The organism is Enterobacter sp. PL_is514 (assembly GCF_055816715.1).
The window spans coordinates 395,044-413,985 of record NZ_JBVPGN010000028.1 but is presented as its reverse complement, the minus strand read 5'-3'; the positions used below and the strand labels follow the sequence as shown (position 1 = coordinate 413,985).

The following is an 18,942-nucleotide window of genomic DNA, read 5'->3' as shown; positions in this document are numbered from 1 at the left end:
ATAGCAAATTGAGTAAGGCCAGGATGTCAAACACGCCCATCGAGCTTAAAGGCAGTAGCTTCACCTTATCAGTGGTACATTTGCATGATGCAAAACCCGAGGTTATTCGTCAGGCGTTAGAGGACAAAATCGCCCAGGCTCCCGCCTTTCTGAAGCACGCCCCTGTTGTGATCAACGTTAGCGGTCTTGAGGCTCCGGTTAACTGGAAACTTCTCCAGCAGGCCGTCTCATCGACCGGACTGCGTATCGTGGGCATCAGCGGCTGCAAAGATACTGAGTTGAAAGCGGAAATTGAGCGTGCGGGGCTGCCTCTTCTGAATGAGGGCAAAGAAAAAGCCTCGCGTGCGGCACCCGTTGCCGTGCAAACGCCCCCTCCTGCGGTGCAAAACGTTACTACCGTCACAAAAACGCGAATGATTGATGTGCCGGTTCGTTCCGGTCAGCGCATTTATGCACCAAACTGTGATCTGATTGTTACAAGCCACGTCAGTGCTGGCGCTGAGCTGATTGCAGATGGCAACATTCACGTATACGGTATGATGCGTGGACGTGCGCTCGCGGGTGCAAGTGGCGATCGAGACGCGCAAATATTTTGTACTCACCTGACGGCGGAACTGGTGTCCATCGCAGGTGAATATTGGCTGAGCGACAAGATCCCAGCCGAATTTTATGGCAAAGCGGCTCGCCTGCTTCTGGCAGACGACGCGTTGACCGTTCAACCGTTGAATTGATCCCTTTTTAACAAGGAATTTCTATGGCACGCATTATTGTTGTTACTTCGGGTAAAGGAGGCGTTGGCAAGACCACCTCCAGCGCGGCCATCGCTACTGGTTTGGCCCAGAAGGGAAAGAAAACCATCGTTATCGACTTCGATATCGGTCTGCGTAACCTCGACCTCATCATGGGATGTGAGCGTCGCGTCGTGTATGACTTCGTGAACGTCATTCAGGGCGATGCCACGCTGAACCAGGCGATGATTAAAGACAAGCGCACCGAGAACCTCTACATTCTCCCGGCCTCTCAGACGCGTGACAAAGACGCCCTGACCCGTGAAGGAGTGGAAAAGGTGCTCGATGAGCTGAAAAAAATGGATTTCGACTTCATCGTCTGCGACTCCCCTGCCGGCATCGAAACCGGTGCCCTGATGGCACTGTACTTCGCTGATGAAGCGATCATCACCACTAACCCTGAAGTTTCATCCGTGCGTGACTCAGACCGCATTCTGGGGATCCTCGCCTCTAAATCCCGTCGTGCGGAAAATGGCGAAGACCCGATTAAAGAACACCTGCTGCTCACCCGCTACAATCCGGGCCGCGTGAACAAAGGTGACATGCTGAGCATGGAAGACGTGCTGGAGATCCTGCGCATTAAGCTGGTGGGCGTTATCCCGGAAGATCAGTCCGTGTTACGCGCTTCGAACCAGGGCGAGCCAGTGATCCTTGATACATTGGCAGATGCAGGTAAAGCTTACGCCGATACCGTTGACCGTCTGCTGGGAGAAGAACGTCCTTTCCGCTTCATTGAAGAAGAGAAGAAAGGTTTCCTCAAACGCCTGTTCGGAGGATAAGTTATGGCATTACTGGACTTTTTTCTCTCGCGGAAAAAGAACACCGCCAACATCGCAAAAGAACGTCTGCAAATTATCGTTGCGGAGCGTCGTCGTAGCGACGCCGAGCCTCACTACCTGCCACAGCTGCGTAAGGACATCCTGGAAGTGATCTGTAAGTACGTGCAGATTGACCCGGAGATGGTGACGGTGCAGCTGGAACAAAAAGACGGGGATATTTCGATTCTGGAGCTGAACGTGACGCTCCCGGAAGCGGAAGAGTCACGTTAATCCGTTTGTGGTTTTGTAGGCCGGGCAAGCGTCGCGCCGCCCGGCAATCTCCCCGGTGGCGCTACGCTTACCGGGGCTACAATTCTTTAGCGTGGGTATGCTTCCAGCAGCGTATTCAGGCGATCGGCCATCAATTCCCCGCGCCACCCCGCCATCATTTCCGGTACGCCATTCTGCGGCTTCAGCTTCCAGTGCCAGTTCAGCAGCTGGTTAATCTGACGACGTGAGGCGAGCAGTTCAGCGCTTAGCTTGCTTTCCGTTGCAACGTTCTGCACCAGCGCTTTGATATCCTTAAACGCTTTGCGATAGCCCGGTATGTCCATCAGGTTCAGCAGCGGTTCCGGCAGCGCATCTTCCGGCAGCTCCTGCGCTTTTGCGACCAGCGCCAGCAGGGTTTTACCGTGGAAGCGGATCTCGCTGCCCGAAAGCCCAATGCTGTCCAGCTCGCCCAGGCTGCCCGGCATATAGCGCGCCACCGCCCAGAGATGTTCTTCGCGAACCACAAAGTTAACGGCCAGATCGCGCTCGCGCGCTTTACGCAAACGCCAGTCTGCCAGCAGCTGCAGGCACGCCAGCTGACGCGTACGCAGCTGCCAGGCGTTGCTGATATCGCGCCAGGCCTCTTTCGGGTCAACCACTTCCTGACGACGCTGCTGGGTCATACGACACTCGTCGAGCGCCGCAGGCAGCCATCCGGAGGCTTCTGCCTCTTTCATCAGCTGTCCGGCAATCGGCAGCAGGTAAAACACGTCTGCCGCCGCATACTCCAGCTGACGCTCGGTTAGCGGACGCGCCAGCCAGTCGGTACGGGATTCACTTTTATCCAGCGTCAGGCCCGTATACTCCTCTACCATGGCAGCAAAGCCCCATGAGAGCGGACGATTGCTGAATGCCGCGAGGATCTGCGTGTCAATCAGCGGCTGAGGCATGATGCCAAAGGTGTTCAGAAAGACTTCCAGATCTTCACTGCCTGCGTGCAGGTATTTCGTCACGGCGGTATCGAGCAGCAGGTCACGCATCGGCGTCCAGTCGGTAATGCCGAGAGGGTCGATCAGCGACACGTGTTTACCGTCGTACATCTGAATCAAACCCAGCTGCGGATAATAGGTCCGGGTACGGACAAACTCGGTATCCAGGGCAATGGCAGGAAAGTCGCGCGTCACTTCGCACAGCGAAGCCAGCTCGTCGTTGGTCGTGATCATCTGGTAATTCAAAACGGGTTCTCTTTTGTTTGCGCCCATAAAAAACGCCGGCTTAACCGGCGTCTGGGCGATTAGCGTGAAGCTCAGGCCTTATTGTCTACTTTGCCACGGGCTTCGTCACGTAATTCTCGTCGTAATATCTTCCCGACGTTGGATTTCGGCAGCTCGTCGCGGAATTCCACCAGCTTCGGCACCTTGTAGCCCGTCAGCTGACGACGACAAAACGTTACCAGCGCTTCCTCGGTGAGAGAAGGATCTTTCTTGACCACAAATATCTTCACCGCTTCACCGCTGCTACCGGAAGGCACGCCGACTGCCGCCACTTCGAGCACGCCGCTGTGCTGCATAACCACGTCTTCGATCTCATTCGGATAGACGTTGAAGCCGGAGACCAGGATCATGTCTTTCTTGCGATCGACGATGCGCAGGAAGCCCTCGTCATCCATCACCGCAATATCACCGGTGTGCAGCCAGCCGTCTTTGATGATTTCGTCGGTCGCATCGGGGCGCTGCCAGTAGCCCAGCATCACCTGCGGACCTTTGACGCACAGCTCCCCCGGCTCGCCCGGCGCGACTTCGTTATCGTTATCATCGACCAGTTTCGCTTCAGTGGAAGGAACGGGCAAACCAATGCTTCCGCTATGATAGTCGATGTCATGCGGGTTAACGCTGACCAGCGGCGCGCACTCCGTCAGGCCATAGCCCTCCAGCAAATACTGACCGGTGAGCTTCACCCAGCGCTCGGCGACCGCCTGCTGAACCGGCATGCCTCCGCCCGCAGAGAGATGCAGCGTGGAGAAGTCCAGCTGCTGGAACTCTTTGTTATTCAGCAGCGCGTTAAACAGGGTATTTACCCCGGTCATGGCGGTGAACGGGTATTTCGCCAGCTCTTTCACCAGGCCCGGGATATCGCGCGGGTTGGTGATGAGGATGTTCTGACCACCCAGTTCAATAAACAGCAGGCAGTTCATGGTCAACGCAAAGATGTGATACAGCGGAAGCGCGGTGATCACCACCTCTTTGCCCGGATGCAGCAGCGGCCCGTAGGTGGCGTTCACCTGTTCAAGGTTTGCCAGCATATTTCGGTGGGTAAGCATGGCCCCTTTGGCGACGCCGGTGGTCCCGCCTGTGTATTGCAGAAACGCAAGATCTTCCGCGACCACTTCGGGTTTCACATACTGCATACGGTAGCCCGCATGCAGCGCGCGGCGGAAGGAGATGGCGTCCGGCAGATGGTATTTTGGCACCAGACGTTTGACGTATTTGACGACAAAGTTAACCAGCGTGCCTTTGGCGGTGGAGAGCTGGTCCCCCATGCGCGTCAGGATGACGTGTTTCACCTGGGTTTTGTCGACCACCTTTTCCAGCGTATGGGCAAAGTTGGACACAATGACAATCGCAACCGCGCCGCTGTCGTTCAGCTGATGCTCCAGCTCGCGCGGGGTATACAGCGGGTTGACGTTGACGACGATCATCCCGGCACGCAGGATACCGAACAGCGCCACCGGGTATTGCAGCAGGTTCGGCATCATCAGCGCGACGCGATCCCCTTTTTGCAGCCCCAGCCCTTCCTGCAGATACGCCGCAAACGCCCGGCTGCGCTCCTCCAGCTTACGGAACGTCATCACCTCGCCCATATTCACAAATGCGGGCTGGTCCGCGTAGCGCCTTACCGAGTGTTCAAATAATTCCACCAGGGATTGATAACGGTCAGGATTGATCTCAGCAGGAACATCTGCGGGATAACGGTTAAGCCAAACCTTCTTCAATGCATCACCTCTGAAATGAGTGTTCGTCGTCATCACAACCCCGATAATAAACAGTTTGTTAACATTATATTAACTCAGCGTACCAGTTTATTAATTGTTCAGATTTAAGGTTGCGAAGCGCGTCACTCTTTTTTTTCGTTTTATCCGTAAAAAAACAGAGACAGCGGCTGAGCCGCTGTCTCTTTTCTAACAATAACAGTAAGTTACTCAGTAACGATCGTCTGAACCTGTGCAGGGCCCGGGTTGTACCAACCCCAGCCCGGGTAGCCATAACGATAAGGATGTGGACCCCACATCCAAGGATCCATCGGCTGAGGCGGCATGATCACCTGCTGTGCCAGCCGCCAGCGTTTATACCCGTTGACCTGCATGGTCATAAATTTGTACGGCGTGTTGCCGATTTTGCCCTGCACGGCGCCGGTAATCGGCCCGACGACGGTCACCAGCTGTCCGCGGAAATCGACCGGATCGAGGAAACCGCTGACGTCCGCGTAGATACGTCCCCGGGAGGCCTCGCCCAGTACAGGCCGCGCGCCGCTGTCCAGCGGAACGGTGGCGATCTCCAGACGGGTTTTCCCCTGCTGGTTTTGTACGTCTATGACCTTACCGCCAAAGCGTGCTTCCTGGCCGACGTACAGCTCAGGGGCATTCATCACCCGAACCAGATCCTGCTGTGGCGTCGGGCTGCTGCCCTTAATCGCATCAGGAACGGAAACGCATCCGCTCAGTGCTATGGCAACTGCGCCTGCCATAATAAGGCGTACTACTTTAGTCTGAACCGCCATGATGCGACTCCTTTTTCTCAGTTCCTGTTACTGAGATTCACTCGCGGCCCGGAAGTTTCTTCCACGCGACGGTGTTTCGCAAATAAACCGGTTCCGCCTGTTCAACGGCCACGGTTTTTCCTGCTGCGAGCAGCTGGCTGGCAATCGGAAGCATATCTTCAGCAGCCGGGAGCAGCATGTTGCCGTCCACCAGCGTCAATCCGGTGTCGTTCGCCATCTCAGGCCACGCTGGCCAGCCCGTGCCGACGGTCGCCCACTCGCCGGACAGCTGCTTCAGTCGTTCTGTGACCGCTTCTGGCTTAAGCACGGCTTCCGTCTCTTCACCGTGCCACACGCCCTGCTCGTCGCGGGTGTATTCGGCCCAGTAGACTTCGCCCATGCGGGCATCAATCGCTGCCAGGACGCGCGTTGCCCCGGTCATGCGCCATGCGCCCTGCGCCATGGTGGCGAGGGTAGAGACGCCGATCATCGGCAGTTCGGCGCCCAGCGCCAGCCCCTGCGCAATGCCAATCCCGATACGTACGCCCGTAAAGCTGCCGGGGCCGCGGCCAAAGGCCAGCGCGTTGAGGTCGGTTAAGGAGGTGTTGCCCTGGGTTAAAATGGCTTTTACCAGGGGCAGAATGCGTTGGGTGTGTTCCCGGGGGCACTCTTCGAAATGGGCAGAAACAGCACCGTCGTTCAACAGGGCAACAGAGCAAGCCTCTGTCGCGGTATCAATAGCCAGAATTCGCATCAGTCGTCGCGCTCTCGCAGGGGTCAGTCACAAAATGGCGCGCATCTTAGCACACTCCGGGGTAAATTACTCCGCCGTTGGGTTTGCCAGGAAACGCACCGCGCGTTTTATGTCCCGCGTCCGCGGCGCGGGCGGCAGGCTTGCAAGGAAAGTCGCCCCGTAAGGACGCATCACCAGCCGGTTATCGCAGATGACCAGCACGCCGCGATCGGTGACGTCACGGATTAAGCGCCCTACCCCTTGCTTAAGCGTGATGACCGCATCCGGCAGCTGTACCTCGTCAAACGGATCGCCGCCGCGCAGACGGCAGTCTTCCATCCGCGCCTTCAGCAGCGGATCGTCCGGGGAGGTAAACGGCAGCTTATCAATGATCACCAGCGAAAGCGTGTCGCCGCGCACGTCCACCCCTTCCCAGAAGCTGCTGGTTGCGACCAGCAGGGCATTACCGGCGCTGACAAACTGCTGTAACAGCTGGCCTTTGCTGGTTTCGCCCTGCAGCAGCACCGGTAGGGTCATCGTGGCGCGGAACTGCTCGGCGAGATCGCGCATCATGGCGTGGGAGGTACAGAGCATAAAGCAGCGGCCGTTGTTGGCCTCGATCATCGGTTTTAGCATTGCAGCCAGATGGCGCGCCGCACCCGGCTGGTTCGGCAGCGGCAGATTACGGGGAACGCAGAGCAGCGCCTGTTTTTCGTAGTCGAACGGGCTGGGCAGGAGCAGCGATTCCGCCTGCTCAATGCCGAGGCGCTCGGTGAAGTGGTGCAGATCGTCATTCACCGACAGGGTTGCCGAGGTAAAGATCCAGCTTCCCGGCTTTTGCGCCATCACCTCTTTGAATTTATCGGCCACCGTCAGCGGCGTGAGCGCCAGCGTGAAATGCCGCGAGGTGCACTCGTACCAGTAGCTGTACCCCGGCTGGTTGATCTCTTTCAGCCGTTTGAGCCGACCGCGATAGAGCGTAGCGCGCTCGAAGGCCGCATCCAGCAGCGCGGAGCGGCCGAGGGACAGTTTCGCCACGTCGTAGCAGAGCTCCAGGGCGTCATCGAGCAGCAGCAGCGCGCGCTGGATATTTTTGTCCGCCAGCAGCTCGCGCAGGTTGCCGCGATAGCCCGGCTCGCCGAGCTGTAAACGGAAATCCTGCGCGCTCTGCGCCAGGCGGTCGGCGCACTTCTGCAGCTGCTGGGTATCTTTGAGTTCGGTCCGGTACGCAATGGTGAAATCTTTCGCCAGATCCTGCAGCTGACGGCTGGAGAGCGACTGACCGAAGTACTGGCTGGCGATATCCGGAAGCTGGTGCGCTTCATCAAAGATCATCACGTCCGCCTCGGGGATCAGCTCGCCGAAACCGCTGTCCTTGACCACCATATCCGCGAGAAACAGGTGATGGTTTACCACCACGACGTCGGCGTCCATCGCCGTTTTGCGCGCTTTCACCACGAAGCAGTCTTTATACAGCGGGCAGTCGCTGCCGAGGCAGTTGTCGTTGGTGCTGGTCACCAGCGGCCAGGCCGGGGAATCTTCCGGCACGCTCGCGCAGGTGCTGATATCGCCCTCTTCGGTCTGGTTCGCCCATGACCGAAGGATAATGACGTCGCTCAGCGTCTGTACCGGCAGATCGCCGCCCGCCAGCGCCTGCTGCTCAAGGCGCTCCAGGCAGAGATAGTTGGAGCGCCCCTTCAGCAGGGCCAGACGTCCCTTGTATTTCAGCGCCTTAGCTACCGTGGGCAAATCGCGGCTGTAGAGCTGATCCTGCAGCGCTTTTGAACCGGTGGAAATAATCACCTTCTTTTTCGCCCGCAGCGCCGGCGCAAGGTAAGCATAGGTTTTACCCGTGCCGGTACCGGCTTCAACCACCAGCGGCTGAGCCTTATCGATGGCGCGTGCAACGGCGTGCGCCATCTGTCGCTGAGGCTCACGGGGTTTGAAGCCGGGGATAGCCTGCGCTAATTGACCTTCAGGGGAAAAATCGTCTGCCACGGTGCTCTCTCACTGTATTTTTGCACAGGGATTATGTCAGCCCATCCTCTCATGTGCCACCCCAAATAGTGACGACAGGGGAACAATATGGCAGTCTTGCCGCCTGATGACGAAAAATAACGAGGAAACGTTTATGACAATTGTGCGCATTGATGCCGAAGCCCGCTGGTCTGATGTGGTGATCCATAACCAGACGCTCTACTACACCGGCGTCCCGGCTAACCTGGACGCGGATGCGTTCGAGCAGACGGCAAATACCCTGGCGCAGATTGACGCGGTGCTGGAAAAACAGGGCAGCGACAAATCCCGCATTCTGGATGCGACGATTTTCCTGGCAAACAAAGATGACTTCGCGGCAATGAACAAAGCCTGGGATGCGTGGGTGGTGGCGGGTCACGCGCCTGTACGCTGCACCGTACAGGCCACGCTGATGAAGCCGGAATACAAGGTCGAGATTAAGATTATCGCGGCGGTTTAAGCCCGATTACTCTTCATCTTCATCCTCGAAACGCGCCACGATCCGCTCGCCGGTATGCGTGGCGCGCAGTTCTTCCGCCACCTGGGAAATCGCCTGTCCGCTGCTCATCCCCTGGGACATCAGTTCCTGAATTCGCTCAACCGCTTTCTGCTGCTGTTCATGGCTCAGAGAAGGTAAACCTGCAAACATCGTCAACTCCTGCTAAATTATTCGCGCTAATTATTTCACGCTGCCCGGTAGTATGCCATACATGAACATGCGCTTCCCCACTGTTATTACCCTGCCCTGGCGGACAGACGCCGCTGAATACTGGTTTGCCCGCCTGAGCCATCTTCCGTTTGCGATGCTGCTGCATTCCGGCCATGCGGATCATCCCTATAGCCGCTTTGATATTCTGGTCGCCGATCCGCTGAAGACGCTGACAACCGATGACCTTTCGCTGACGGACGATCCGCTGGTGCAGCTTCAGCGCGACATTAACGCGCTGGGCTTATCTGCCACACCCAACCCGGACCTTCCTTTTCAGGGGGGCGCGCTGGGCCTGTTTGGCTACGATTTGGGTCGCCGTTTCGAAACGCTGCCCGAGCATGCGCAGGCTGATATTCCCCTGCCCGACATGGCCGTCGGGCTGTATGACTGGGCGTTAATAGTTGATCACCAGAAAAAAACGGTTTCCCTGCTGAGCCATCATGACGTGCAGGCGCGTCTGGCGTGGCTTGAGGCACAGCAGCCTGCACCTGCCGGGCCATTCACGCTGACCTCCGACTGGCGCTCGAACATGAGCGCCGCAGAGTATGGCGAAAAATTCGCGCGCGTTCAGGCGTATCTGCAAAGCGGTGACTGCTACCAGGTTAACCTTGCCCAGCGCTTCCAGGCGACATACCGGGGAGATGAGTGGCAGGCGTTTACCCGTCTTAATGCCAGCAATAAGGCGCCGTTTAGCGCGTTTGTGCGTCTGGAACAGGGGGCGATCCTCAGCCTGTCGCCCGAGCGTTTTATTCATCTGGCCGAGGGCACGATTCAAACCCGTCCGATTAAAGGCACCTTGCCGCGTCTTGCCGATCCCGACGCCGACCGCAAGCAGGCGGAAAAACTCGCCGCCTCGCCGAAAGACCGCGCCGAAAACCTGATGATTGTCGATCTGATGCGTAACGACATTGGCCGGGTGGCCGTTCCGGGCAGCGTCCGCGCACCGGAACTGTTTGTCGTCGAGCCTTTCCCGGCGGTGCATCATCTGGTCAGCACCATTACCGCGCGGCTGCCTGACTCGCGCACGGCCTGCGACCTGCTGCGCGCGGCATTCCCGGGGGGCTCCATCACCGGCGCGCCAAAGGTGCGGGCGATGGAGATCATTGATGAGCTGGAGCCGCACCGCCGCAACGCCTGGTGCGGCAGCATCGGCTATATCAGCCTGTGCGGCACGCTGGATACCAGCATTACCATTCGCACGCTGACCGCCTGCAACGGAAACCTTTACTGTTCGGCCGGGGGCGGCATTGTTGCCGACAGTGAGGTCGATGCGGAATATCAGGAAACCTTTGATAAAGTTAACCGTATCCTGAAACAACTGGAGTAATCACGGGTGGAAAAAGAGAACCTGACGCTGGATGACTTTTTATCGCGTTTTCAGCTATTACGACCGCAGGTTAACCGCGAAGCGCTGAATCAACGTCAGGCGGCCGTGCTGATCCCGGTCGTGCGTCGCGCGCAGCCGGGCCTGCTGCTCACCCAGCGTTCCGCCCATTTACGCAAGCACGCGGGTCAGGTCGCTTTTCCGGGGGGCGCGGTAGACAGCTCCGACGCCTCGCTGATTGCCGCCGCGCTGCGCGAAGCGCAGGAAGAGGTGGCCATTCCGCCGGAGGCCGTTGAGGTCATCGGCGTGCTGCCGCCCGTCGACAGCGTCACCGGTTTTCAGGTCACGCCGGTGGTGGGCATTATCCCGCCGGGCCTGCAGTATCACGCCAGCGTCGATGAAGTCTCCGCGGTGTTTGAAATGCCGCTGGAGGAGGCCCTCCGACTGAGTCGTTACCACCCGCTGGATATTCAGCGTCGTGGGCATGACCATCGGGTCTGGTTGTCCTGGTATCAGCATTATTTTGTCTGGGGCATGACGGCGGGCATTATTCGTGAGCTGGCGTTGCAAATCGGCCTGAAGCCTTGACTATACTTTACATTCCGCCCTCTTCTGCCAGGTTTGCGATCTGCGTCGCGCTATTAGCAAAACCCATCGTTAACCATTAGTTTAATTCATGTGAATAGTTAAGCCGAGGTCGGTGTTCCCTCTTACACTATGCGCAGTTATAACATCGTTACTGGAACCCCGGTAACCCTGTCAGGAGTGTGAAAGTGATTAGTATATTCGACATGTTCAAAGTGGGAATTGGCCCTTCGTCTTCCCATACTGTTGGCCCGATGAAGGCCGGTAAACAGTTCGTCGATGATCTGGTCGAAAAAGGATTACTGGAAAGCGTTACCCGTGTCGCCGTGGATGTTTACGGCTCGCTGTCATTAACGGGTAAAGGCCACCACACCGATATCGCCATTATTATGGGTCTGGCAGGCAACATGCCGGATACCGTTGATATTGATGCCATCCCGGCATTTATCCGCGACGTGGAAACACGCGGTCGCCTGCTGCTGGCAAACGGCCAGCAGGAAGTCGATTTTCCGCAGGATGACGGCATGCGTTTCCGTAGCGACAACCTGCCGCTGCATGAAAACGGCATGACCATTCACGCCTGGAGCGGTGAAAAAGAGATCTACAGCAAGACGTACTACTCCATCGGCGGTGGCTTCATCGTGGATGAAGAGCATTTTGGCAAAGACAGCGTCGGCGACGTCAACGTACCGTACCCGTTCAAATCGGCTACCGAGATGCTGGGCTACTGCAAAGAGACCGGTCTTTCACTGTCCGGTATGGTGATGCAGAACGAGCTGGCCCTGCACAGCAAAAAAGAGATTGAAGACTATTTTGCGAACGTCTGGCAAACCATGCGCGCCTGTATCGATCGCGGGATGAACACCGAAGGCGTTCTGCCGGGTCCACTGCGCGTACCGCGTCGTGCCTCCGCCCTGCGCCGTATGCTGGTGACCACGGACAAGTTCTCCAACGACCCGATGAACGTGGTTGACTGGGTAAACATGTTTGCCCTGGCCGTTAACGAAGAGAACGCCGCCGGTGGTCGCGTCGTGACGGCGCCAACCAACGGCGCCTGCGGTATCGTCCCGGCAGTGCTGGCCTACTACGATCACTTTATTGAGCCCGTGACGCCGGACATCTACATTCGCTATTTCCTGGCGGCAGGTGCCATCGGCGCGCTGTACAAGATGAACGCCTCCATCTCCGGTGCGGAAGTGGGCTGTCAGGGTGAAGTCGGCGTGGCCTGTTCCATGGCGGCGGCAGGTCTGGCAGAGCTGCTGGGCGCAAGCCCTGAGCAGGTCTGCGTGGCGGCTGAAATCGGTATGGAACATAACCTCGGTCTGACCTGTGACCCGGTCGCGGGCCAGGTGCAGGTGCCGTGCATCGAGCGTAACGCGATTGCCTCGGTGAAAGCCATCAACGCCTCACGTATGGCGATGCGCCGTACCAGCGAACCTCGCGTATCGCTGGATAAGGTGATTGAAACCATGTACGAAACCGGCAAAGACATGAACGCGAAATACCGCGAGACGTCCCGTGGTGGCCTGGCCATTAAGGTGCAGTGCGACTAATACTGCCTTTCGCCCATCTGCAACGGATGGGCGAATTTCCCTCTTCTTCCTCGTCTCCCGCTGTTTTCCCCACTACACTTTCACTGTTGCGTCCGGCTTTTGTGGCTGGTGGCTTATCAGGCGACCGTTCATGCAAACTGCACAAACGATCATTAAAAACTATCGCCGAAAACGCGTTATCGTCTGTGTCACGGTTGCGCTCCTCACACTCATCCTGACGTTAGGCATTCGCTTTATTTCACAGCGCAATGTTAATCAACAGCGGATCCTCGATTTTACCAGCCACACCGTCCGCGCTCTTGATAACATACTGCTTTCTCTGGAGAACCGCCGCAGCGTGCTGCAGCCCCTGGTGGGACAGCCCTGTCCCCAGGCGCACCTGGCGCTGCGAAAGCAGGCCGCCATTTTGCAGACGGTACGCTCTATCGCCCTGATTAAAGACGGTATCCTGTACTGCTCGAGTATTTTCGGAAGCCGCGATGTGCCCGTTCGTGACTTCCTGAAAGAACTCCCCGCCAGCACGACGAAGCTGATTTTATCCACCGACCAGTGGTTGCTTAAGGACAGCCCGATATTGATTCAGTGGTATCCCGTTTCTCAGGACGGTGAAGCAGGCGTCATCGAGATCATCAATATCGATCTGATCGCCAAAATGATCCTCGAGCCCCAGCGCCCGCTTATCAATGACGTGGCGCTGACCGTGGGCGATCGCTTTCTGCGCTATGGTCAACGCGTCAGCGACAGCCTGACGTTTGATGATGAAGACTCTCTTTTCCAGCAGTCATCAACCCGAAATCCTTTCACCATTACGGTCAGCGGGCCAGGTCCTGGAGCATTAGCCTTAAAAAGCCTGCCAGCCCAGCTGCCGCTGGGGCTTATGCTGAGCCTGTTGCTGGGCTATCTCGCCTGGCTGGCGACGGCAAACCGGATGAGCTTTACGTGGGAGATTGATATGGGCATTGCGGGGCGGGAATTTGAGCTTTTCTGCCAGCCGCTGGTGAATGCCCGCACCCAGGCGTGTACTGGCGTGGAGATCCTGCTGCGCTGGAACAACCCCCGTCAGGGTTGGATCACCCCGGAGGTGTTTATTCCTCTGGCAGAAGAACATAACCAGATTGTCCCCCTGACCCGCTATGTCATCGCCGAAACGGTGCGCCAGATAGGCTACTTCCCTTCCAGCGCCGGTTTTCACATCGGCATTAACGTTGCCGCCAGCCATTTCCGTCACGCGGTGTTGATACAGGACCTGAACCGTCTCTGGTTCAGCGCCTTTCCGCGCCAGCAGCTGGTGATAGAACTCACGGAACGGGATGCGCTGCTGGATGCGGATTATCGCATCGTGCGCGAACTGCATCGCAAAGGGGTGAAGCTCGCCATCGACGATTTTGGCACCGGAAACAGCTCTCTCTCCTGGCTTGAGAAGCTGCACCCGGACGTACTGAAAATCGACCAGTCCTTTACCACCGCCATCGGCACCGACGCCGTGAACTCGACGGTGACGGATATGATTATTGCGCTGGGCCAGCGGCTTGATATTGAACTGGTTGCTGAGGGGGTCGAGACAGAGGAGCAGGCGCGCTATTTGCGCCGCCACGGCGTGCCTGTCCTGCAGGGCTTTTTCTATGCGCGGCCCATGCCGCTACGGGATTTTCCGAAGTGGCTGGCGGGGAGCGCGCCCCCGCCAGCGCATCATAACGGGCACATCGTGCCCTTAATGCCGCTGCGCTAAGCCGGCTTACTCATCTTCGTCGTGGGCTGATTGTTCTTTAACAATACGAACCATATCAACGCGATAGTCGTTGGCTTCAACGATCGTAATGTGCAGCGGCGAAAGCTCGATCACATCTCCGACGCGCGGGATTTGCCCGTTAACGGCGATCACCAGACCGGCAACGGTCGCGATGTCTTCTTCATCGTTAATCACGTTTTCCAGCCCCAGCGTGTGCGAGAGCGCGTGCAGGTCGGTGGTACCTTTAACCAGCCAGCCTTCACCGTCGGCAACAATCTCTGGCGTTTCGTCTGCATCCGGGAACTCACCGGCAATCGCTTCCAGCACGTCCAGCGGCGTGACCAGCCCCTGCACCACGCCAAACTCGTTGGTGACGATAACAAAGCTACCGCGAGCGCGACGCAGCACCCCGAGCAGGTTGATCGGATCCAGGGTTTCCGGCACGACAATCGCAGGCGACGCCGCAGCAACGGCTTCCACGTTGACGCCCTCTTCCAGGGCCACCAGCATCTCTTTCGCCCGCACGACGCCGATGATCTCATCCAGCTCACCACGACACACCGGGAACAGGCTGTGCGGTGAAGAGAGCAGCTGCTGGCGAATTTCATCAACGCTCAGGTTAGCATCGACCCAGCTGATTTCCCCGCGCGGCGTCATGATGCCGCGCAGCGAACGGGAGGCAAGGGAGAGCACGCCGTTAATCATGTAGCGTTCCTGTTCCACAAACGCCCCTTCCGGGACCGGAACCGGATTATGGTTTTCGGAATCAGACTGAACGTTCACCTGACGACGACCGCCCATCAGGCGCAGAATGGCATCTGCGGTACGGGCACGCAGCGGCTGATTCGACTGCTGCTTAATAAAGTTACGACGCGCAATCTGGTTGAACAACTCGATCAGGATCGAGAAGCCAATCGCGGCGTACAGGTAGCCTTTCGGAATATGGAAGCCAAAACCTTCCGCCACCAGGCTCAGGCCAATCATCAGCAGGAAGCTCAGACACAGCACGACCACCGTCGGATGCTGGTTGACGAAGCGCGTCAGCGGCTTCGAGGCCAGCAGCATAACCGCCATTGCAATAACGACAGCCGCCATCATTACCGGCAGATGGTTGACCATGCCGACCGCAGTGATCACCGCATCCAGCGAGAAGACCGCATCAAGCACCACGATCTGCAGTACCACCACCCAGAAGCTGGCATAGCCTTTACCGTGCCCATCATCGTGCTGACGGTTTTCCAGCCGCTCGTGAAGCTCTGTCGTCGCTTTGAAGAGCAGGAATATCCCCCCGATCAGCATGATTAAATCACGCCCGGAGAAGGTGTAATCCATGACGGAGAACAGCGGTTTGGTCAGTGTGACCATCCAGGAGATGACGGAGAGCAGCCCCAGTCGCATGACCAGCGCCAGCGAGAGACCAATCAGACGCGCTTTATCACGCTGTTTTGGCGGCAGTTTGTCCGCAAGGATGGCGATAAACACCAGGTTATCAATGCCGAGAACAATCTCCAGCACCACCAGCGTGAGCAATCCCACCCAGATTGACGGGTCCATTAAGAATTCCATGACAAGCTCCTGCTAAAGGAATGACGAAACGGTGCCCCACTCAATGTGGGCAAAACAGAGGTAAACAGAGTCGATACGTGGCGAGGATCGCCGGTGAATAAGGCGCGAAATGGCCTGGTAGATGACTGACGTCGGTGACGGTCCATATAGTGGGCTGTAGCCCTATACTCCTGAACAATTAAACGGAGGCTAAACATATCAGAGACACTGTGTTTTTAGCAAAGATTTACGTTCCTTTGCAAAGTTCTGTAACACAGCCGCTTTACGCTACAGATAAATCTGTAACGCGTGGCTAAATTACGGATCTTCATCACATAAATTATTTTTTCACTATCTAAAATAATTCGCGGAAGTCTTAGTTTTTTGAACTCTAACCCTTATCTGAATCGATTCGGTTCGCCAATACGATTCTCAGTACGACTGCCTGGCAGGCGTATTAATGATAATAAAAGGAGGTAGCAAGTGACCATTGCTATTGTCATAGGCACACATGGTTGGGCTGCTGAGCAGCTACTCAAAACGGCAGAGATGCTGTTGGGCGAGCAGGAAAACGTCGGCTGGATCGATTTCGTTCCCGGTGAAAACGCCGAGACGCTGATTGAGAAGTACAACGCTCAACTCGAGAAGCTGGATACCAGCAAAGGCGTGCTGTTTCTCGTTGATACATGGGGCGGCAGCCCGTTCAATGCTGCCAGCCGCATTGTCGTCGATAAAGAGCACTATGAAGTTGTCGCCGGGGTCAACATTCCCATGCTGGTGGAAACCTTCATGGCGCGCGACGACAATCCGGCGTTCGATGAGCTGGTGGCACTGGCCGTTGAAACCGGTCGCGAAGGGGTTAAGGCCCTGAAAGCGCAGCCGGTTGAAAAACCTGCCCCTGCGCCTGCAGCGGCACCAAAAGCGGCAGCACCGGCAAAACCGATGGGCCCGAACGATTACATGGTTATCGGCCTTGCGCGTATTGATGACCGCTTAATCCACGGCCAGGTCGCCACGCGCTGGACCAAAGAGACCAACGTTCGACGCATTATCGTGGTCAGCGACGAAGTGGCCGCCGATACCGTTCGTAAAACCCTTCTGACTCAGGTTGCTCCTCCTGGCGTTACCGCGCACGTCGTGGATGTCGCCAAGATGATCCGCGTTTACAACAACCCGAAATACGCGGGCGAACGCGTGATGCTCCTGTTCACTAACCCGACAGACGTTGAGCGCATTGTTGAAGGCGGCGTAAAAATCACCTCCGTGAACATTGGTGGTATGGCATTCCGTCAGGGCAAAACGCAGGTCAACAACGCCATTTCAGTCGATGCGAAAGATATCGAGGCATTCAACAAGCTGAATGCGCGCGGTATTGAGCTGGAAGCCCGTAAGGTTTCCACGGACCAGAAACTGAAAATGATGGATTTGATCGGCAAAGTTGGGAAATAAGCCCGCGCCGGTTCTCATATAAAGTTTACGTAATAGGAGAAGTGCAATGGAGATTACCACTCTTCAGATTGTGCTGGTGTTCGTGGTCGCATGTATTGCGGGTATGGAATCCGTACTTGATGAATTTCAGTTCCACCGTCCTCTGGTGGCCTGTACGCTGATTGGGGCCGTTCTGGGTGACATGAAAACCGGTATCATCATCGGTGGTACCCTGGAAATGATCGCCCTGGGCTGGATGAACATCGGCGCGGCAGTTGCGCCCGATGCCGCGCTGGCCTCTATCATTTCGACCGTTCTGGTTATTGCCGGTCACCAGAGTATTGGTGCCGGTATCGCCCTGGCGATCCCGCTGGCAGCCGCAGGCCAGGTTCTGACCATCATCGTTCGTACTATCACCGTTGCCTTCCAGCACGCGGCGGATAAGGCGGCCGACAACGGCAACCTCACGGCCCTGTCGTGGATCCACGTTTCATCCCTGTTCCTGCAGGCGATGCGTATTGCGATCCCGGCGGTTATCGTGGCGATCTCTGTCGGTACCAGTGAAGTCCAGAGCATGCTGAACGCCATTCCTGAAGTGGTCACCGGCGGCCTGAACATCGCGGGCGGTATGATCGTGGTTGTTGGTTATGCGATGGTCATCAACATGATGCGCGCAGGCTACCTGATGCCGTTCTTCTACCTCGGCTTCGTGACTGCAGCCTTCACCAACTTCAATCTGGTTGCACTGGGCGTGATTGGTGCGGTGATGGCGATTCTCTACATCCAGCTCAGCCCGAAATATAACCGCGTCGCGGGTGCCCCAGCGCAGGCTGCTGGTAACAACGATCTCGATAACGAACTGGACTAACAGGTGAGCGAAATGGTTGATATGACAAAAACTACCACCGAGAAAAAACTCACTCCGGGTGATATTCGTGGCGTGTTCATCCGTTCTAACCTGTTTCAGGGTTCATGGAACTTCGAACGTATGCAGGCGCTGGGCTTCTGCTTCTCCATGGTACCGGCGATCAAACGCCTGTACCCGGAAAACAACGAAGCGCGCCGTCAGGCCATCAAGCGTCACCTGGAATTCTTTAACACCCATCCTTACGTTGCGGCTCCCGTACTGGGCGTAACGCTGGCAATGGAAGAACAGCGTGCAAACGGCGCAGAGATTGACGATGGTGCTATCAACGGTATCAAAGTCGGTCTGATGGGTCCGCTGGCCGGTGTCGGTGACCCTATCTTCTGGGGTACCGTGCGTCCGGTCTTCGCGGCACTGGGTGCCGGTATCGCGATGAGCGGTAGCCTGCTTGGCCCGCTGCTGTTCTTCATCCTGTTCAACGCCGTGCGTCTGCTGACCCGTTACTACGGTGTGGCCTACGGCTACCGTAAAGGGGTGGACATCGTTAAGGACATGGGCGGCGGCTTCCTGCAGAAACTGACTGAGGGGGCGTCAATCCTCGGCCTGTTTGTCATGGGGGCACTGGTTAACAAGTGGACGCACGTGAACATCCCGCTGGTGGTATCAACCATCACCGGACAGGATGGTCAGACCCGCGTCACCACCGTGCAGACGATTCTGGACCAGCTGATGCCGGGCCTGGTGCCGCTGCTGTTGACCTTCGCCTGCATGTGGCTGCTGCGTAAGAAAGTGAACCCGCTGTGGATTATCGTTGGCTTCTTCGTCATCGGTATTGCGGGCTACGCCGTCGGCCTGCTGGGTCTGTAAGTTTCAATGCTATAGG

The 18,942-nt window shown here is 57.0% G+C and carries 19 protein-coding genes; 11 read left to right on the top strand and 8 right to left on the bottom strand.

Annotated elements, in window-relative coordinates; all coding sequences use genetic code 11:
• The first annotated feature begins 23 nt into the window (after positions 1 to 23).
• Genes minC through minE form a run of 3 tightly spaced genes read left to right on the top strand, consistent with a single transcriptional unit; the run spans position 24 to position 1,837 of the window.
• Positions 24 to 731 (top strand): septum site-determining protein MinC, encoded by a 708-nt coding sequence (gene minC / locus AC0TNG_RS08235; RefSeq protein WP_023312186.1) that lies wholly within the window; start codon positions 24 to 26, stop codon positions 729 to 731.
• Between the two features lie 23 nt (positions 732 to 754).
• Positions 755 to 1,567 carry a septum site-determining protein MinD gene (gene minD, locus AC0TNG_RS08230; protein ID WP_024909869.1) on the top strand — a complete coding sequence of 271 codons (813 nt, stop codon included), beginning with the start codon at positions 755 to 757 and terminating at the stop codon, positions 1,565 to 1,567.
• A gap of 3 nt (positions 1,568 to 1,570) precedes the next feature.
• On the top strand, positions 1,571 to 1,837 hold the full coding sequence (minE, locus tag AC0TNG_RS08225; protein WP_024909868.1) for a cell division topological specificity factor MinE: 267 nt from the start codon (positions 1,571 to 1,573) through the stop codon (positions 1,835 to 1,837).
• 86 nt (positions 1,838 to 1,923) lie between these two features.
• Here the strand turns inward: minE and rnd are convergent, their stop codons facing one another.
• The 5 genes from rnd to AC0TNG_RS08200 form a co-directional block, all read right to left on the bottom strand.
• A complete protein-coding gene (gene rnd / locus AC0TNG_RS08220; RefSeq protein ID WP_417927537.1) occupies positions 1,924 to 3,051 on the bottom strand; it encodes a ribonuclease D in 1,128 nt (375 codons plus the stop codon).
• A gap of 71 nt (positions 3,052 to 3,122) precedes the next feature.
• Positions 3,123 to 4,808, bottom strand: coding sequence for a long-chain-fatty-acid--CoA ligase FadD (gene fadD / locus AC0TNG_RS08215; RefSeq protein ID WP_073961507.1), 1,686 nt, complete (start codon positions 4,806 to 4,808; stop codon positions 3,123 to 3,125).
• A 203-nt stretch (positions 4,809 to 5,011) separates the two neighbouring features.
• A complete protein-coding gene (locus tag AC0TNG_RS08210) occupies positions 5,012 to 5,593 on the bottom strand; it encodes a Slp family lipoprotein (protein ID WP_061714891.1) in 582 nt (193 codons plus the stop codon).
• 37 nt (positions 5,594 to 5,630) lie between these two features.
• Positions 5,631 to 6,326 carry a tRNA (adenosine(37)-N6)-threonylcarbamoyltransferase complex dimerization subunit type 1 TsaB gene (gene tsaB / locus AC0TNG_RS08205; RefSeq protein WP_417927538.1) on the bottom strand — a complete coding sequence of 232 codons (696 nt, stop codon included), beginning with the start codon at positions 6,324 to 6,326 and terminating at the stop codon, positions 5,631 to 5,633.
• 66 nt (positions 6,327 to 6,392) lie between these two features.
• Positions 6,393 to 8,303 (bottom strand): ATP-dependent DNA helicase, encoded by a 1,911-nt coding sequence (locus AC0TNG_RS08200; RefSeq protein WP_024909863.1) that lies wholly within the window; start codon positions 8,301 to 8,303, stop codon positions 6,393 to 6,395.
• 133 nt (positions 8,304 to 8,436) lie between these two features.
• On the opposite strand from AC0TNG_RS08200, the gene AC0TNG_RS08195 reads away from it, so the two are divergent.
• Positions 8,437 to 8,781 (top strand): RidA family protein, encoded by a 345-nt coding sequence (locus AC0TNG_RS08195; RefSeq protein ID WP_008500498.1) that lies wholly within the window; start codon positions 8,437 to 8,439, stop codon positions 8,779 to 8,781.
• Positions 8,782 to 8,787: 6 nt separating this feature from the next.
• Here AC0TNG_RS08195 and AC0TNG_RS08190 read toward each other — a convergent pair whose 3' ends face one another.
• Positions 8,788 to 8,970, bottom strand: a complete 183-nt coding sequence (locus AC0TNG_RS08190) for a YoaH family protein (protein ID WP_008500497.1) — start codon at positions 8,968 to 8,970, stop codon at positions 8,788 to 8,790.
• A gap of 61 nt (positions 8,971 to 9,031) precedes the next feature.
• On the opposite strand from AC0TNG_RS08190, the gene pabB reads away from it, so the two are divergent.
• The 4 genes from pabB to AC0TNG_RS08170 all read left to right on the top strand — a co-directional run bounded on the left by pabB (position 9,032) and on the right by AC0TNG_RS08170 (position 14,221).
• Complete coding sequence (pabB, locus tag AC0TNG_RS08185; protein WP_417927709.1) at positions 9,032 to 10,357, top strand: aminodeoxychorismate synthase component 1; 1,326 nt, start codon at positions 9,032 to 9,034, stop codon at positions 10,355 to 10,357.
• Between the two features lie 6 nt (positions 10,358 to 10,363).
• Positions 10,364 to 10,942 (top strand): CoA pyrophosphatase, encoded by a 579-nt coding sequence (locus AC0TNG_RS08180; protein WP_048029449.1) that lies wholly within the window; start codon positions 10,364 to 10,366, stop codon positions 10,940 to 10,942.
• Between the two features lie 185 nt (positions 10,943 to 11,127).
• Positions 11,128 to 12,492, top strand: a complete 1,365-nt coding sequence (gene sdaA, locus AC0TNG_RS08175; RefSeq protein ID WP_024909859.1) for an L-serine ammonia-lyase — start codon at positions 11,128 to 11,130, stop codon at positions 12,490 to 12,492.
• A gap of 130 nt (positions 12,493 to 12,622) precedes the next feature.
• Positions 12,623 to 14,221 (top strand): EAL domain-containing protein, encoded by a 1,599-nt coding sequence (locus tag AC0TNG_RS08170; protein WP_208763014.1) that lies wholly within the window; start codon positions 12,623 to 12,625, stop codon positions 14,219 to 14,221.
• Between the two features lie 6 nt (positions 14,222 to 14,227).
• Here AC0TNG_RS08170 and yoaE read toward each other — a convergent pair whose 3' ends face one another.
• Both yoaE and AC0TNG_RS08160 read right to left on the bottom strand, forming a co-directional pair.
• Positions 14,228 to 15,787 carry a CNNM family cation transport protein YoaE gene (yoaE, locus tag AC0TNG_RS08165; protein ID WP_032647743.1) on the bottom strand — a complete coding sequence of 520 codons (1,560 nt, stop codon included), beginning with the start codon at positions 15,785 to 15,787 and terminating at the stop codon, positions 14,228 to 14,230.
• A complete protein-coding gene (locus AC0TNG_RS08160) occupies positions 15,775 to 15,933 on the bottom strand; it encodes a protein YoaL (protein WP_370883520.1) in 159 nt (52 codons plus the stop codon). Before AC0TNG_RS08160 ends, yoaE begins: the two co-directional genes overlap by 13 nt.
• Positions 15,934 to 16,249: 316 nt before the next feature.
• On the opposite strand from AC0TNG_RS08160, the gene manX reads away from it, so the two are divergent.
• Genes manX through AC0TNG_RS08145 form a run of 3 tightly spaced genes read left to right on the top strand, consistent with a single transcriptional unit; the run spans position 16,250 to position 18,926 of the window.
• Positions 16,250 to 17,215, top strand: a complete 966-nt coding sequence (manX, locus tag AC0TNG_RS08155; RefSeq protein ID WP_032647745.1) for a PTS mannose transporter subunit IIAB — start codon at positions 16,250 to 16,252, stop codon at positions 17,213 to 17,215.
• A gap of 46 nt (positions 17,216 to 17,261) precedes the next feature.
• Positions 17,262 to 18,062 carry a PTS mannose transporter subunit IIC gene (gene manY / locus AC0TNG_RS08150; protein WP_024909729.1) on the top strand — a complete coding sequence of 267 codons (801 nt, stop codon included), beginning with the start codon at positions 17,262 to 17,264 and terminating at the stop codon, positions 18,060 to 18,062.
• A gap of 12 nt (positions 18,063 to 18,074) precedes the next feature.
• Complete coding sequence (locus AC0TNG_RS08145; protein ID WP_006810994.1) at positions 18,075 to 18,926, top strand: PTS mannose transporter subunit IID; 852 nt, start codon at positions 18,075 to 18,077, stop codon at positions 18,924 to 18,926.
• Positions 18,927 to 18,942: the final 16 nt, after the last annotated feature.

Bases quoted from the DNA above. Each gene is read 5' to 3' on its own strand.
- AC0TNG_RS08170 (WP_208763014.1), top strand. From the start codon at position 12,623: ATGCAAACTGCACAAACGATCATTAAAAACTATCGCCGAAAACGCGTT.
- minC (WP_023312186.1), top strand. From the start codon at position 24: ATGTCAAACACGCCCATCGAGCTTAAAGGCAGTAGCTTCACCTTATCA.
- pabB (WP_417927709.1), top strand. From the start codon at position 9,032: ATGAACATGCGCTTCCCCACTGTTATTACCCTGCCCTGGCGGACAGAC.
- AC0TNG_RS08145 (WP_006810994.1), top strand. From the start codon at position 18,075: ATGGTTGATATGACAAAAACTACCACCGAGAAAAAACTCACTCCGGGT.
- minD (WP_024909869.1), top strand. From the start codon at position 755: ATGGCACGCATTATTGTTGTTACTTCGGGTAAAGGAGGCGTTGGCAAG.
- tsaB (WP_417927538.1), bottom strand. From the start codon at position 6,326: ATGCGAATTCTGGCTATTGATACCGCGACAGAGGCTTGCTCTGTTGCC.
- AC0TNG_RS08160 (WP_370883520.1), bottom strand. From the start codon at position 15,933: ATGGACCGTCACCGACGTCAGTCATCTACCAGGCCATTTCGCGCCTTA.
- yoaE (WP_032647743.1), bottom strand. From the start codon at position 15,787: ATGGAATTCTTAATGGACCCGTCAATCTGGGTGGGATTGCTCACGCTG.
- manY (WP_024909729.1), top strand. From the start codon at position 17,262: ATGGAGATTACCACTCTTCAGATTGTGCTGGTGTTCGTGGTCGCATGT.
- AC0TNG_RS08210 (WP_061714891.1), bottom strand. From the start codon at position 5,593: ATGGCGGTTCAGACTAAAGTAGTACGCCTTATTATGGCAGGCGCAGTT.
- AC0TNG_RS08195 (WP_008500498.1), top strand. From the start codon at position 8,437: ATGACAATTGTGCGCATTGATGCCGAAGCCCGCTGGTCTGATGTGGTG.
- AC0TNG_RS08190 (WP_008500497.1), bottom strand. From the start codon at position 8,970: ATGTTTGCAGGTTTACCTTCTCTGAGCCATGAACAGCAGCAGAAAGCG.
- minE (WP_024909868.1), top strand. From the start codon at position 1,571: ATGGCATTACTGGACTTTTTTCTCTCGCGGAAAAAGAACACCGCCAAC.